The organism is Streptomyces sp. NBC_00094, assembly GCF_026343125.1.
GTDB lineage: Bacteria > Actinomycetota > Actinomycetes > Streptomycetales > Streptomycetaceae > Streptomyces.
This window is the reverse complement of record NZ_JAPEMB010000001.1, coordinates 6,170,157-6,183,932: the sequence shown is the minus strand read 5'-3', so window position 1 is coordinate 6,183,932 and position 13,776 is coordinate 6,170,157. Positions and strand designations below refer to the sequence as shown.

Sequence of the window (13,776 nt, the reverse complement as noted above, 5' to 3'; positions counted from 1 at the left end):
TCAGCCGCGCGCGGCGTACCGTACGAACTGCTTCCAACCGTCGCGGCCGACGGAGAAGTCGGGGCGCGTCAGGTCCTTGGAGTCACGTACGTGGATGGCCTGTTCGGTGACGGCGACCTCCACGCAGTCGTCTCCCTGGCTCCCGCTGTAGCTGGACTTGAACCAGACGCGTTCCGTCGTACTCATAGCTCTCCTCGCAGTCGCTCCAGCAGCCCCCGTGATTCCTTGCGATTCAGGGCCTGCGAGCGCAGTGTGTCATAGCGCTGCTGGAGGAGGTTCACCTCTTTCGGGTCGCTGATCAGCCGCCCGTTCTGCTGCCCTTCGGAGTATGCGAACCTGCGCCTCTCCGACGTTTCCAGCAGTCGCACCGGCCCATCCAGGCACGCGTGCAACCCAGCTTCCTGCGGCACAATCTGGAGCGTCACGTTACGCAGAGCGGTCTGCTCAAGCACGTAGTCGAGCAGCTCCCGCACCCTCTCCACGTCACCGAACCGGCGCCGGAAGACGTGCTCCTCCACGATGAAGCTGAACGGTACGATCGGCCGCTCGCGGAGCATCTTCTGACGCTCAAGACGGGCGGCGACGAGTACCTCCACCTGCTCGTCCGGCACCAGCGGAATGGTGCCCTCGAAGACCGCCCGCGCGTACGGCTCCGACTGCAACAACCCCGGCACCAACCTGCACTCGTACGTACACAGGCTCACCGCCACCCGCTCCAACCGCGCCCACCGCCGGAACCACGCCGCCAAGCCCGGCTCGCCCCGCGACAGATGCTGCGCCGACTTCCTCAGCGCGCCCGTGTTGCCGGTAGCGACCTCCCCCCGCTCCACGAACACCTCGTCCGGCATGCGGCGGCCCAGCTCCACCGACTCGACGGTGTGTTTGGAGAACCGGATCAGCGTCCCGAACTCCGTACGGCTCAGGCCCGCGTGCTCTCTCAGGGCCTGGACGACCGCTCCGAACGTCCGCAGGCTGTCGGAGGGGTCCGGCTCCCGCTCCCCGTCGCCGCCGTGCACCGCCATGTACAGCCACCTCCACGTGCGCACCCCGCGAGCCCTCCCCCGCGATGGATTCACCCAGAGTGACGGTCGACGCCCCGTACTGTCTACCCACTGTGCCCGTACGCTGACCACGCGTACGGGGCGCCTCACTCGCGTACGACCCCGCACGGCCACCACCGTGGTCACCATGAACCGCACAGCGACTCAAGCACCCCCCACTGAACCCATGTTCAGCCAGCTGCTCTCCGGTACTCGAAGGGGCGCCCGGCTCGCCCGGTTGCTCGCGGTGACGGAGCTCCGTACCTGGAACGTTCCGCCGGACGTCACCGAGCGTGCCGAGCAGATCGTCGCCGAGCTCGCCGCCAACGCCGTACTGCACGGGCGGGTGCCGGTGCCTGGGCGCGGATTCCGGCTCCGGCTGCTGCTCGGCGGCATGCCCCGCGCCCTTCACATCGAGGTCACCGACGCGCGGGGCGACCGCCTGCCGGCGCTGCCGGAGGGCACGACCGACGGTGAGGGCAGTCGAGGGCTCCTGCTGGTGAACGGGCTCGCCGACCGGTGGGGCGTGGTCCCGTTCCCCCCGGGCGGCAAGACAGTGTGGGCAGCAATCTCCCTGGCCCCCGGCTCCCTGACCGGCCTCAGTGGGTGAGCTGGTCCATGTCGTCCTCGTCAGCGAAGGCCGGCCCGCCGATCTCGGCGTGTTTCCCGTCGGCCACCCCTTGCCAGTAGCCCGTGCCCTTGAACTTGGTCGGGCGGGTCTTGCCGAGCTTCGGGTAGCGGGCGGAGACCTGGGCCTGGACGACGGCGGAGCGGTCCGCGAGGACCAGGGCCACGCTGCGTCCGGCCGAGTCCGCTCCCAGGGGGTCGGTCTGCTGCTTGGTGTCGGCAGCTGCCCTCGCCGCCCGCTGGGCCGCGCCGATGCGGGTGGTGACCTCGCGGATGAAGCCGAGCATCCAGGACCGCTTGTACGCGCGCGCGTCCTCGCCCTCCGGCCGGTGCAGCGCATCGGCGACGTCCGCCCCCCTCAGCATCTGGAAGCGCAGACTCGTGAACAGAACTTCGGTCGCGTGGAGGTCCGCCTCGAAGCCGAACAGGTGCACCCGGTGCCGGTTGTCCTTGCCGCCGGGGTACACGGCGCTGCACCGCATCTCCCCCGCGATCCAGCTGAGCAGCCGCCGGGCCTCCTTGACGTACGGGGCATACAGATCGACGACCTTGTCCACCGGCTTGCCCGGATCGGACACGTCGTCGAGCATGGCCTGCTCGATGCCGTACTTGGCCATCAGCTCGGTGGCCTTGTCGAGGAACGTACGGGCCTCCTGCTCTGTGACGCTGGAGTCCTCGGCCTGCCGGAGCAGCGCCCTGACCTTTCCGAGGAGCGCGGGCGGCAGGCCACCGGCGGCGGGACGTGCGACGTGCTCCTCGGGAGTCCGTCGCACCTCCGGGTCTTCGTAGTCGTCCCAGCCTTCGTCGTCGTCCGCGCCGTGGTCGGCTCCGTCGTCGTCCTGCCGGGTGATCGCGTCGGCCAGGTCGTCGGGCTCGGGGGCGAGTACCGCGAGGGACGCCAGTGCCCACCTCCGCCAGGCCGGGGTGTCCTCCTCCCGTACGCGGGCGAGGACCGTACGCAGCCGCTGGACTCCTCCGTCGGCCCCCACGGCGAGGAACTCCAGGCGTGCGTAGCCGAGTCGTGCGACGGCGAGCAGTGCACCGAGGTCGAACGCGCTGTCGCCGTCGTAGTGGATGTCGATTCCGGGCTCGGGGTACCACTCGGCCTCGGGCTCGCCCGACTCGTTCCACAGGTCCATCGAGAAGAGGTCGAAGGAAGCCTGCACCGGCGCACCGGTCCTGACGCGCAGGACGGATGCGGACGGCGCTCCCGAGTACGCCTTCGCCGCCGCTCTCTCCTGCGGGGACGTGACGATGTGGTACCAGACCGGAAGGGAGCCCTCCATCCCGTGCCAGGTGGTCCTGCCTTGGTCCGCGAGTTCCGTGGCCTGCCGCTCGACCTGGGTGTCGTCCGGGGCTCGGCCCTGCCAGTCGAGGAAGTCGAGGAAGGCGCCCAGGTAGTCGTCGGCGGACCGCCATGGGCCGCGCTTGCTGTGGCTCAGAAGGGCGCGCTCACAGCCGGACAGCGCGGAGATCACGGGCTGGAGGACGACGGACATGTACCTCTTGACCGCTTCGGACAGCTCCGCGAGGAAGGCGCGTGTCGCTTCCGAGCCGCTCGCCTGCTGCTTGCGCCGCCAGGCTTCGAGCTCCTCGGCGCACGCCTGCTGCTCGGCCAGCCACAGCAGGTGTCCGGCACCTTGGAGGTGCTCCTCACGCAGGAGGACGACGTCCTGGACCGTCGCGGCCGTCTCCGGCGCGTCGAGCACGGCTCGTGCGAGGAGGCTCAGAGGTTCGGGCTCGTGGGTGAAGAACTCGGCCAGGGTGAGGAGTTCCCGGCCGTGGCGGCGCGGTGCCCGCTGGGGGAAATCCACTGGGCCGTCCCACGGGACGTCTGCCGACCAGCGTGAGCGCCATCCGGCGTAGTCCCGCTCCATTTCTCCGGTGCGGCGCTGGCTCCGCCACCACCACCACAACAGCATCTCCTCCCAGGCCCCGGCGTTCCAGGACCACAGGGCGGGTTCGTCACCGGGTGCGAGGCGGGCACGCAGCTCCCGCACCGAATCCGTCAAGTCGTGGGGCTGAGCGCCCGGCATCAGACGCTCCAGCCAGCGAACCGTGTCGCCCACGGACCGGGCCCGTGCACGGTCCGCCGCCACACGCGCGATCGTGGCAGCGGCCACGCGGCGCTGATCGCCGAAGTCGGAGGGGAGCAGTCTGTACAGCTGGGCGCCGGCCGTCTCCAGGACGTCAGCCAGGTCATGGACGCGGGCTTCGAGCCATTCCTCCCTGGACTCCCTGAAAGCCCGCTCCGCCGGCGATTCCGGGCTCCGATAACGCATGTGTTCCCCTCCCCCGGGGCTTCCCGGCCCCACCCAACGGCCCCCTGCTGTCAGTGCGGCCGCCTAGTCTTCCTTACGGATCAATGTCTACGGACGGGGAGGCCGTGACCATGGCCGAGAAGTATCCGGAATTCCGCCTGCGTCTGCCGAACGGCGGTCCGGTGGCGCGCGGGCGGCAGACCGACGAGATGGGGACGAACGGCAGCCGGAAGTTCTTCGTCGGTCGGGGACAGCCGGTCCGGAAGGACGTCGCCACCTCGTTCGCCGCCCGGGCGACGTCCGCCTTCACAAAGCGCGAGCTGTTGATCAGCCACGGCGCGATCAAACCGTCGGATGCGTGGCCCGGTTGTCTTGAGACGACGGAGGACCTCGTCTTCAACTCCCCCTCCGAAGCCGCGGCCGTCCTCACCGGCAGCAGCCTCAACGGCTGGGCGGCCTGGAAGACCGAGGACGGCCGGCCGCTGGGGGACTTCATGCCCGGCGCGTCGTGGGGTCCCAACCGCGCCTGGCTGGTGCGCGGTTCCAACGTCACCGGACTCGACCTCGTGCGCCGGATGTGGCTGCCGGAGGAGCGGGTGACGCTTGCGGCCCCCCGGCTGCGGCAGGGTGTCGAGCAGGGCATCAGCAAGGAGCAGGTGCGCACCTTCGTCGAGGAGGACTACGAGTCCACGGCGACGTACAGCCAGAAGCAGCAGCTGACCGAAGAGGTCCACGCGTTCCTGTCTCGGATGAAGGAGGGCGACACGATCTGCACCATCTCCGACGGGCGTCTGCACGTGGGGCAGATCACCGGCGAGGTCCAGCAGATCGAATCCGAGGACCGCCGGTCCAACCTTCGCCGGCCGGTGTCGTGGCAGGACGCCAGCCACCCGTACGACGAGCTTCCCGAGGAACTGAAGCAGAAACTGTCGATCCAGCACGACGTGGTGGAGCTGACGTCCGTTCAGGCGGTGATCGACGGGCTCGGGCTGACCGACGAGGAGCTGGCCGACGAGGCCGAGGCCATAGAGCGCGATCCGAGTGTGGAGCTCCCGACGATCACCGTACGCCGGGACCTGGAGCTGCCCGAGCCGACGGACGCGCTGGCCTCGGAGCTGCTGGTGCACGACGGGGACTGGCTGCGCGAGGTGCGTGATCTCCTCTGGGACGACAAGCAGTTGGTGCTCTACGGCCCGCCGGGGACGGGCAAGACGTACCTCGCTCTGAAGCTCGCGGAGTTCCTTGGGGGCGGACCGGAGCAGGTGAAGCTGGTCCAGTTCCACCCGTCGTACGCCTATGAGGACTTCGTCGAGGGAATCCGTCCGAAGGAGGATCCCCAGACGCGTGAGGTCGCCTTCCGGCTGACCGCAGGACCGCTCCGGGATCTGGCCGACCTCGCCAACAAGGAGGGCAACCGGCACATCCCGCACTTCCTGATCATCGACGAGATCAACCGGGCCAACCTGGCGAAGGTCTTCGGCGAGTTGTACTTCCTGCTGGAGTACCGGGACAAGGGGGTCCAGCTACCCTACTCCGGCGACGACTTCGCGCTGCCGCCGAATCTGTTCGTCATCGGCACGATGAACACGGCCGACCGTTCGATCGCGCTCGTGGACGCTGCGATGCGGCGCCGTTTCGCGTTCGTGGAGCTGTCCCCGCGGACCGAGCCGACCAGCGGGCTGCTGCGCCGCTGGCTCACTTCCAAGGAGAGGGACTCCGAGCCGGCCGATCTGCTGGATGCCCTCAACTCCCGTATCGACGACCCCGATTTCCGAATCGGTCCCTCGTATCTGATGAAGAAGGGCGTGTACCGGGACGGCGGCCTGGAGCGGACCTGGCGGACGAAGATCCTCCCTCTCCTCGAAGAGCACCACTACGGCGAGGGCGTCGACATCGAGAAGCGGTACGGGCTCGCCGCTCTGCGGCGGTCCCTTCCGGAGCCGTCCGCGTGAGCACCACCATCGAGCTGGTCGAGCATGCGCCCGCCACCGGTCACGCCCTGCCGGACGCGGTGGGGCGGGCCCTCGCGGCTTCCCGGGTCGTGGACTCCTCCCCCGATCCGTACGTGCCGGGCAGCTGGCGGCTGCGAGCCGGCAGCAAGGTCGGGGCCGTCACCGTCGACGGTCCGGGACTCGACGCTCCCGTCACCGTCCGGATCACACCCAAGGTGCCCATCGCCCGATTGTTCTTCCTGCTCGGCTACAGCCTCGATCCGCGCGGCGGCTGGCGCGACGGCCAGGTCGACGTGGCCGAGCACCGCGATCTCCTGCCCGCACTCGCCCACGCGGTGGAGCGGCAGATCGACCGGGCACTGCGGCAGGGCCTGCTCCAGGGGTACCGGGAGACCGAGGAGTCGGCTCTGGTCGTACGGGGACGGATCCGGGAGACCGACCAGATACGGCGGCGTTTCGGTGCCCCGCTTCCGGTCGAGGTGACATATTCCGAGTTCACCACCGACATCGCGGAGAACCGCATTCTGCGGACCGCGGTGGAGCGACTGCTCCGCCTGCCCGGCGTGCCGCGCGACGTGCGCCGCCGGCTTCTGCACCACCGGCTGCGGCTCGCCGACGTCACACCGGTCGTCCGGGGCCACCGTCTGCCCGTCTGGCACCCCTCACGTCTCAACACGCGCTACCAGCACGCCCTGCGCCTCGCCCGCGCCGTCCTCGACGACGCGTCGCCCGAGCACGCGCCGGGCGAGCTCCGCATCGACGGCTTCCTGTTCAACATGAACAAGCTCTTCGAGGACTTCGTGACGGTCGCGCTCAGGGAGTCGCTGCGGGGGACGGACCTCGGTTGCCGGTTGCAGGACTCCCACCATCTCGACGAGGCCGCCGCCGTCCGCATGCAACCCGACTTCGTGCTGTACGAGCCGGACGGCAGACCGTCGGCGGTGGCCGACGCCAAGTACAAGGCGGAGAAGCGCGCCGGCTATCCGGACGCGGACCTCTACCAGATGCTGGCCTACTGCACAGCCCTCGGTCTCCCCGAGGGGCATCTCGTCTACGCGAAGGGGAACGAGCCGCACGCGGCTCACCGGGTGCGGAACGCGGGTGTCGTCATCCATCAGCACGCTCTGGACCTCGACCAGGCACCCGCCGCGCTGCTCGCCGACGTCGCTTCCGTATCCCGGCATATGCGCACCGGCCTGTCCGTATGATCGGCGGCGGATCGTCTGTCCATGGTGGGGAGTTCACGTCGTGCCGCAGCTCGCGTTCGCCAACAGCTTCTGGGAGAGCTTCGACGTCCTGGAGAAGCCCGTCAAGGCCGGCGTACGCAAGGCGATGGGGAAGTTCCAGCTGCTGACCGTCGCCGAGCTGCACGCGGACAAGGGACTGCATCTGGAGTCCGTGGACAACGCCCGCGATCCCCGCATGCGGACCATCCGCATCAACGACTTCTGGCGGGGCGTCGTCCTCGCGCCCGACGACGGCAGCGATGTCTTTCTGCTGGTCAATGTCGTACCGCACGACGACGCGTACACCTGGGCGGCCAAGCGGCTCTACACGACGAACGCAGCGACGCGCGGTCTGGAGGTGCGCAACGTCGTCGCGATCGAGCAGCTCACCCCGGCTCTGGAGAAGGCGGCGGCGAGTGCTCCGTCGCTGCTGTTCGCGCAGTACTCCGACAAGGTGCTGCGCGATCTCGGCATCGACGAGCAGGTCCTGAGGGCCGTGCGTACCGTCATCGACAAGCCCCAGCTGGAGGCGTTCGGAACGCTGCTGCCGGAGGACCAGTTCGAGGCGCTGCAGTACCTCGCCGAGGGATTCAGCCCGGACGAGGTCTACCGGGACGTCGTCGCCGTGCGCCGCCCGGCCGACGCCGGCCCGGATCCCGACGAGAGCCTCGCCGTGGTCATCGCCAACACGGCGAGCCGGATCACCCTGGTCACCGGCCCGGCGGAGCTGACGGACGCCCTGGAGAAGCCGTTCGCCGCCTGGCGGGTGTTCCTGCATCCCTCGCAGCGTCGTATCGCCTACCGCGTCTCGTACGCGGGCCCCGTGCAGGTGACCGGTGGGCCGGGTACCGGCAAGACGGTCGTGGCGCTGCACCGGGTCAAACACCTGCTGTCGCGCGCGCCCGAAACCCGTGTGCTGCTCACCACGTACACCAACGCCCTCGCCGCCACGCTGCGGGAGAGTCTCTCCCTGCTCCTCGACGGTGACGAGGAGCAGCTTGCCCGGGTGGACGTGACCACGGTCAACGCCTACGCACACCGCACCGTCACCGAGGCCGACGGCCGGTCGCCCTCGCCCATCGGTGACCGGGACGAGCGGCAGGCGTGGGAGAGGGTGGTCAAGAAGCTGAGCCTGCCGTGGAGCGAGCGGTTCCTCGCCCAGGAGTACCGGCACGTCATCCTGGCGCAGGACATCCGCGACCTCGACACCTATCGCACCGCGCTGCGGCGGGGCCGGGGCAGCGCGCTGTCCACCGCTCGCCGTGAGGCACTGTGGCCCGCCGTCGAACTGTTCGAGGCGATCCTGCGCGAGCGCGGGGTGAGCACGCACCTTCAGGTGTGCGCTCGGGCCGCACTGCTGCTCGAACAGGCGGGACCCGGTTACGACCACGTCGTCGTCGACGAGGCCCAGGACCTGCACCCGGCCCAATGGCGGGTGCTGCGCGGCGCCGCCGCGCCGGGGAGCGACGACCTGTTCCTCACGGGCGACCCGCACCAGCGGATCTACGACTCCAAGGTGTCGCTCGGCTCGCTGGGGATCTCGGTGGCGGGGCGGTCCAGCCGCTTGCGCATCAACTACCGGAGCACGGCGGAGATCCTGGACTGGTCGACGGGCATCCTGACGCCGGTGGCCGTGGACGATCTCGGCGGGCAGGGCACGGACAGTCTCGCCGGGTACCGCTCCCTGCTGCACGGCCGCCGACCCCGGGTGGACGGGCACGGGTCCGAGACCGCTGAGGTCGCCGCACTCGTCGAGCGGGTGGAGGAGTGGGTCGCGCAGGGCATCCGGCCGTCCGAGATCGGCGTCTGCGCCCGCTTCAACCTCCTCCTCGACAAGGTGGCCGAGAAGCTCCGATCGGCGGGCATCCCCGTGGCGAAGGTCCGGGACAACCCGGGACCGGAGTCGGACGGAGTGCGTCTCGCCACGATGCACGCCATGAAGGGCCTGGAGTTCCGTTGTGTGGCGGTCCTCGGAACGACGTCGACGACCCTCCCGTTCGCCCGTGAAGTGACCCCGGCCGCGCTCGACCCGATCCAGCACGCATCGGATCTGCTGCGCGAGCGGTGCTTGCTGTTCGTCGCCTGCACGCGGGCCAGGGAGGCTCTGCACGTCTCCTGGACCGGGGTTCCGAGCGAGTTCGTGCCCCGGGCTGCCGACCGGTGACCGGTGTCGACGCTTACTCGGCCGAAGTGACGGGCGGGGTCAGCGCACCGTTCCCGAGACCACCTCTGGCCAGCTCCACGGCCTCCCGGCCGAGCTGCGCCACCGTACGCAGGCTCTCCTCGAACTCCTGGAGTTCTCTGAATGCCTGTCCGTAGCGGCGCTGTACCTCGATGTCCAACTGAGGGATGCGGGCGCCTCTGGTCTCCGCTCGGTATGTGCCGGTGGTACTGGTGGAGCGGCGGACGTTCGCCGGGCTGTGAAGGAACCCGCGCAGGTAGTCGGTGTCGAGCTGGTCGCTGACCGATACGGGCTCCACTTCGCCGTACTCCACGAGTCCCGCCCGGACGAGCTCGGCGACCGCGACCGTCGAGGTATCCAGTGTCCCGGGTCCCGCGCCCTCGGCCAGTGGCGGCAGCAGCGCGGCGAGCTGCTGCAGTTGCTGCTCAAGGCGTGCGCGCAGGGAAGCGTATTCGGCGCGGAAGTCGCGGTGCGACGCCGAGGTGTGACGGCCCGGGGTGAGGTCGACGGCATCGTCCAGAAGCTCGATCAACGGCACGTCCGCCACCTGGTGCGGGGCGGGCTCCAACGGTCCGTCCGGGCTGTTGCCCGTCAGGTCGACCAGCCGTACGGTACCGGGTGTGCCTCCCGGAACACGCGGTCGGCCGAGCTGCCACACATGCACGGGTACGGCGTGCGCGGCGGCGGTGCCCGCGGGCAGCGCGACGATCTGGGTGAGCAGTCCTCGACGCACGATCTCGGCACGGATCCGGCGGCCGGCCTTGCGGTACGCCACGGACGCCGGCATGACCATCAAGAGGCGGCCACCCGGCGCGACGTGGGAATAGGCGTGCTGGAGCCAGGCCAGTTCGCCTTCCGCCCGGGGCGGCGTGCCGAACTCCCAACGCGGGTCGAGCAGCAGGGACTCCCGCCCCCAGTCGGTGATGCCCACGGGCGGATCGCAGACGACGAGATCGGCATGGAGGCCGGGCCACCGGTCGGCGGCGAGGGAGTCGCCCGCGGCAATGCTGGTGTCCGTGCGTCCTGTGAGTTCTGCCCGTAGCTGCGCCAGGCTGGCGCTGTGCGGGTTGCGTTCTTGGCCGAATCGTTTCGGCCCTCTGTCTGGTCCGACCGCGAGGAGCAGAGTGCCGTTGCCGCAGGCAGGGTCGAGCAATGTGGCGTTGTCCGGGACGTCGCCTGCGAAGTGACGTACGGCCCGGACGATGCGCTCGGAGGTGACATAGTCGGATCCCGCGCGGCCCGCCGAGTCGGCCAGTCGAGTGACCAGGCCCTCGACCACGGCACCGGCGGAGTCCGCCTGCGCCAGTTCGTCGGAGAGCTGGGCCGCGTCGGAGGGAAAGGCCGGGGTGTTCTCCTGCCGGGCCAGGTACCGGGCGACGTCCGTGACCCCCATGGAGATCTCTTCTCCGTAGGCGGCCCGCAGTACCTGCCAGAGCCGTACCTCGGCCGAGACGTCCTGGCCCTTGTTCTGCTTGTCCAGCCAAGTCTGCACCTCGCCGAGGGCGAACAGTGGACTGTTGACGCCGCCGCCCCGCGGCGGCGGGAAGTCGTCGTACCGCCGACGCCAATTGGAGACCGCTGCTCGCGTCACACCGGCGAGGCGAGCGATCTCGGAACCGGAGACAAACCGGTCCTGTACTTCCTTGTCCGCGTCACCCATACGGCGAGCGTACACGAGACTCTCTTTACGGCCACGATCACGATGCGTTGACGGCGTACACAGATCCGTGATCTCGCATGCCGTCTCTCACAACTGGGCAAGGTGCAGGTCAGCGGCGGCTCTGAGGTGGTCGAGGACCCAGGCGCCCACTGTGGACGAGGGCTGCACTGGGGCACCTCAGGAGGACGAATCATCCCAACACCCTTAGGGACGAGAGGTGGCACCCCGACCGTCACCCGGCGGCAGACATCCTGCCATCAAGCGCCTCCGAGGACACGTGGGCCCTCCCGGGCTCATCGATCGGGCGGGTGCGCACTTCAGGTGCGCAGTTGGTCGCTCACGCCGTACGCCTCTAGTCTCACTGTCCATCGACCTTGTTCGTGGCGTATTGAAGGGGGTTCCGCGCTCGTGTCGTATCCCAAGACTGACGTTGATCCACTGCTCGGGCGAGCACAGTTGGCCGCACTCGCAGGGGTGAGCCGGCCGACCGTAACCGCCTGGGAGAGGCAGGAGATCGGCTTTCCCTCTCCGCGACGGTCCAACGGACAGGACTACTTCCGCTGGTCGGAGATCGTCGACTGGCTGGACCGGCGGACTGTGCCGCCCGGGCGGCTCGTTGATGGGGAGCCGGTCGGCACCACCTACGGAGACCGTGCCCGGACGAGGGCCGGAGCCGGAAGATCCGTGGCCGGCGCGGCCGACCGTCGTCCCGGCGCAGGGTCGTCGTACCACGTCCCGACCAGCACTGTCGACGAACCCCGCCCAGAGAGCCGACGGATCGTCACCGACCTGATGGGCGGCCTCGTCGACCGGGTACGGGGCGCTGCCAGCGTGCTCGACTACCTGAACCTTCTCCTCTGCCTTCACTATCTCCGCGGTGCCGACCCGGCCTGTTTCGACGCGTTGGCCGCTCGCGCCCGTTCCCTGCGCAACCTCGACGAGGCTGCCCAGTTGCTTCGGGACATCGGTCGCGCGGCCGACGAGGACATGCGTGGCCGCGGCGTCCATTCGAGCATGCAGGAGGCGTTGAGGCATCTGGAGCCCCGGACTGCTCGCGATCTTCGCAATGTCGTCGATGCGATGAGCTGCCTCACCGAGGACGTATTCGGGCTGATCCTCGACGAGTACGAGCGGCAAGCGGCCCTGGGAAGCGGCGAGTTCTTCACCCCCCGCTCTGTGGTCCGGCTGATGACGCAACTGATCTGCTCGGAGTTCGGCCCCGGGGAGCCGGAGTCCGTGTACGACCCCTACGCCCGCGACGGCGGGTTCCTCATCGAGGCGTCGGCCTTCTGCGCCTTGGACGGGGACGGGCTGCCGCATGGGAAGACCCCGCAAACGTACGGCGAGACCCGGCGCGGCGATACCTGGCGGCTGGCAACCATGAACCTGCTCCTCCATGGCGTCTCCCCGTCTCTCGATCTCAAGCGCACGGTTCCCTGGCACGACAGCCTTGAGCGGACTTCGCGGGAGGCGTTCGACATCGTGCTCACCAACCCGCCGTTCAACATGAGCGATCCCGGCCGCGGGGAGCGCCCTCAGGGACGGTGGGCGTACGGGGCTCCGCCCGTCGACAACGACAACTTCGCCTGGGTCCAACACTGCCTGGCCAAGCTGAGCGAGCGGGGCAGAGCCGGAATCATCATGCCCAACAAGGCGGGGAACTCCGGCCATAAGGCGGACCGGACCATCCGTGGCAATCTCGTGGAGCGGGGGTGCGTCGAGTGCGTCATCGCCCTGCCGGCCCAGTTGTTCACCGGCACCGCTGTGCCGGTCTCCGTGTGGATACTGCGTCACCCCGACGATCGGCGCGACAAGACATTGTTCCTCGACGCACGGCACATGGGAGAGAAGAAGGGCTCGCGTCGGGTCCTCAGCGCCATGGACGTCGACTCCCTCCTCGCCGCCTACCGCGCTCACAGGAGCACGGAAGGGAATGCCCCTCACGTCGGGGCGACGTACACGGAGTGGCGAGTGCCCAGCGCCCTGGTATCCCGGGAAGAGCTGCGGCGTAGTGACTACTCGCTCAACCCCCTCGACCACGTCGAACGCCAGAGCGACGGAGGAGACGACTACGAGTACGAGCTCGTGTCCGCGTGGGAGCGGCTGAGCGATGCCGAGGAGCGCCTGCGGGCCGTACAGGACTCCGTCACCCGGGCACCGTTCGCCGGGGACCGTGGTGGATCGTTGCCTCGGGCCGGTCGGTCTGCTCCCAGGTTCGACCTCGGCTCAGTGTGCGAAATTCAGGCCGGACCATCTTACACCAAGCTCGGCAAGAAGCAGCGCAGCGCCGACGGCCTGGTTCCCGTGGTCTTCCCGCGTCATCTGAAGGACCGACGTGTCAGCGACGACGCGGACGAACGGGTGACGGACGAGACGGCCCATCGGCTGAGGAACTTCGAGCTGTGGGACAAGGACATCGTGTGTGTCCGCTCCGGTGCGATCACCCAGCCGGCGCTGGTGCGGCAGCACCAGATCGGCTGGCTGATGAGCCCCAACGTCATCCGGCTCCGCGTGACCGAGCGGCATGCGCACCAGGTGCTACCGGAGTACCTGTTCCACTACTTGTGCCTGGACGAATCCGTCACCTGGATGCGAGACCGGGCCGCAGCCACCGCCGCCCCGTCACTCCGCTCCGAATCCCTGGGATCACTGCGGATTCCGCTGCCGGCCCTGGCCGAGCAGCGGGAGATCGTGGCCGCGCTGGACGGCCTCGACGAGCTGGACCGCGCGCACCTGGCCGTCGCCGTCTCGGCACGACGTACCCGCACCGCCTTGGCCGGTGCGCTGCTGGGCTCGTAAGCCCGCTCCGCTCCTCGCGTCCCTACCCA

The 13,776-nt window shown here is 69.3% G+C and carries 9 protein-coding genes; 5 read left to right on the top strand and 4 right to left on the bottom strand.

Going from position 1 to position 13,776, the window contains the following annotated elements:
* On the bottom strand, positions 1–186 hold the full coding sequence (locus tag OG580_RS27505) for a DUF397 domain-containing protein (protein WP_267046331.1): 186 nt from the start codon (positions 184–186) through the stop codon (positions 1–3).
* Entirely contained in the window at positions 183–1,022 is an 840-nt protein-coding gene (locus OG580_RS27500; protein WP_267046330.1) for a helix-turn-helix transcriptional regulator, read from the bottom strand. Before OG580_RS27500 ends, OG580_RS27505 begins: the two co-directional genes overlap by 4 nt.
* 205 nt (positions 1,023–1,227) lie before the next feature.
* Between OG580_RS27500 and OG580_RS27495 the strand changes: the two genes are divergently transcribed.
* The gene (locus OG580_RS27495) at positions 1,228–1,650 is read left to right on the top strand and encodes an ATP-binding protein (protein ID WP_267046329.1); all 423 of its coding nucleotides are present in this window, start codon (positions 1,228–1,230) and stop codon (positions 1,648–1,650) included.
* On the opposite strand, the gene OG580_RS27490 is transcribed toward OG580_RS27495, so the two are convergent.
* A complete protein-coding gene (locus OG580_RS27490; protein ID WP_267046328.1) occupies positions 1,640–3,949 on the bottom strand; it encodes a DUF2786 domain-containing protein in 2,310 nt (769 codons plus the stop codon). The two genes, OG580_RS27495 and OG580_RS27490, sit on opposite strands and share 11 nt — an antisense overlap.
* Before the next feature lie 110 nt (positions 3,950–4,059).
* Between OG580_RS27490 and OG580_RS27485 the strand changes: the two genes are divergently transcribed.
* From OG580_RS27485 to OG580_RS27475, 3 genes are read left to right on the top strand one after another with little or no spacing between them, the layout of a single operon-like run.
* Complete coding sequence (locus OG580_RS27485) at positions 4,060–5,880, top strand: DUF4357 domain-containing protein (protein WP_267046327.1); 1,821 nt, start codon at positions 4,060–4,062, stop codon at positions 5,878–5,880.
* Positions 5,877–7,088 (top strand): McrC family protein, encoded by a 1,212-nt coding sequence (locus OG580_RS27480; RefSeq protein WP_267046326.1) that lies wholly within the window; start codon positions 5,877–5,879, stop codon positions 7,086–7,088. The genes OG580_RS27485 and OG580_RS27480 overlap by 4 nt, the downstream gene beginning before the upstream one ends.
* Before the next feature lie 40 nt (positions 7,089–7,128).
* Positions 7,129–9,270, top strand: a complete 2,142-nt coding sequence (locus OG580_RS27475; RefSeq protein ID WP_267046325.1) for a UvrD-helicase domain-containing protein — start codon at positions 7,129–7,131, stop codon at positions 9,268–9,270.
* A 13-nt stretch (positions 9,271–9,283) separates the two neighbouring features.
* Here the strand turns inward: OG580_RS27475 and OG580_RS27470 are convergent, their stop codons facing one another.
* On the bottom strand, positions 9,284–10,948 hold the full coding sequence (locus OG580_RS27470; RefSeq protein WP_267046324.1) for an N-6 DNA methylase: 1,665 nt from the start codon (positions 10,946–10,948) through the stop codon (positions 9,284–9,286).
* A 408-nt stretch (positions 10,949–11,356) separates the two neighbouring features.
* Here OG580_RS27470 and OG580_RS27465 point away from each other — a divergent pair, with 408 nt between their 5' ends.
* Positions 11,357–13,747, top strand: a complete 2,391-nt coding sequence (locus OG580_RS27465) for a type I restriction-modification system subunit M/S (RefSeq protein ID WP_267046323.1) — start codon at positions 11,357–11,359, stop codon at positions 13,745–13,747.
* Positions 13,748–13,776 lie beyond the last annotated feature (29 nt).

Excerpts from the sequence above, each read along its gene's own strand:
- OG580_RS27495 (WP_267046329.1), top strand. The coding sequence starts at position 1,228 with ATGTTCAGCCAGCTGCTCTCCGGTACTCGAAGGGGCGCCCGGCTCGCC.
- OG580_RS27470 (WP_267046324.1), bottom strand. The coding sequence starts at position 10,948 with ATGGGTGACGCGGACAAGGAAGTACAGGACCGGTTTGTCTCCGGTTCC.
- OG580_RS27490 (WP_267046328.1), bottom strand. The coding sequence starts at position 3,949 with ATGCGTTATCGGAGCCCGGAATCGCCGGCGGAGCGGGCTTTCAGGGAG.
- OG580_RS27485 (WP_267046327.1), top strand. The coding sequence starts at position 4,060 with ATGGCCGAGAAGTATCCGGAATTCCGCCTGCGTCTGCCGAACGGCGGT.
- OG580_RS27505 (WP_267046331.1), bottom strand. The coding sequence starts at position 186 with ATGAGTACGACGGAACGCGTCTGGTTCAAGTCCAGCTACAGCGGGAGC.
- OG580_RS27500 (WP_267046330.1), bottom strand. The coding sequence starts at position 1,022 with ATGGCGGTGCACGGCGGCGACGGGGAGCGGGAGCCGGACCCCTCCGAC.